This is a genomic window from Rhizobium ecuadorense (genome assembly GCF_001187535.1).
GTDB classification, from domain to species: Bacteria; Pseudomonadota; Alphaproteobacteria; order Rhizobiales; family Rhizobiaceae; genus Rhizobium; species Rhizobium ecuadorense.
This window is the reverse complement of sequence record NZ_LFIO01000110.1, coordinates 1-319: the sequence shown is the minus strand read 5'-3', so window position 1 is coordinate 319 and position 319 is coordinate 1. Positions and strand designations below refer to the sequence as shown.

Annotated in this window: 1 pseudogene; it reads left to right on the top strand. The window is 62.7% G+C overall.

The annotated features are described in order from the left end of the window. Positions 1-113: pseudogene (locus AF337_RS46435) on the top strand (sialate O-acetylesterase); the annotation flags it as partial. Positions 114-319 lie beyond the last annotated feature (206 nt).

The following is a 319-nucleotide window of genomic DNA, read 5'->3' as shown; positions in this document are numbered from 1 at the left end:
ATGGAGACGACCGCTACGACGATTGCCATATCGGGGGCACAGGCGCGGAGAAAATGTCGGAGGCCTGGTTGAACCTTCTGCGCGGCGATCGCCGCCTGGAAACCTCGGGATAGTCTTCCCTGAACCGGTTTTCGCGCCTTCGCGAGCTCGGCCTCGGGCTCTGTCCGGTATTCGACACCTTGTCACTATCGGCCGGTGATAACAGCGCTTTGCCGGCGTCACCGACGAACTCCGCGTCGCATGATTCAGGGAGCGCGCAGCGGCTCCTATGAGATGACGGAGGGCGGAGCATGCCTTCGCCGGGAGCCTCCTTCGAAGA